The sequence below is a fragment of the Capnocytophaga sp. oral taxon 863 str. F0517 genome, assembly GCF_000466425.1.
Lineage (GTDB): Bacteria > Bacteroidota > Bacteroidia > Flavobacteriales > Flavobacteriaceae > Capnocytophaga.
This window is the reverse complement of record NZ_KE992085.1, coordinates 371-748: the sequence shown is the minus strand read 5'-3', so window position 1 is coordinate 748 and position 378 is coordinate 371. Positions and strand designations below refer to the sequence as shown.

At 51.3% G+C, this 378-nt stretch carries 1 pseudogene; it reads right to left on the bottom strand.

The annotated features are described in order from the left end of the window. Positions 1-378 (bottom strand): annotated as a pseudogene (locus tag HMPREF1551_RS00560) (hypothetical protein); the annotation flags it as partial.

The following is a 378-nucleotide window of genomic DNA, read 5'->3' as shown; positions in this document are numbered from 1 at the left end:
TGGGGTCTTGCTGGTACAAACTTTCAAAGACGGCAGGGTTACGTTCCTTAATGGCTAAGAGCTTTTCCGCACTGTGTCGTTCTGGCCACAAGGCTTCGCCTTCCTCACGTGGGTCAAGGGCGGTAGGCGCCTTGTTTTGGATAGCAGGGAAGCTCACGCGTACCCAGCCGTTGGGGTTTTCGATAGGGTCGTATTCGCCTTCTTGTTCTAAAAGTCTGCCCGCTAAATCTTCCATATGCCAACGGGTAAAGACTAAGAGTTGTTGGCTGTCGTTATGGAGTCTGGTGGAAGCTACGGTATCGTACCAGTCGGCTATATTCTGTCGGATGAGAGGCGACCAAGCTGCCGCGGCATCCTTATACAAATCATCCATAATCA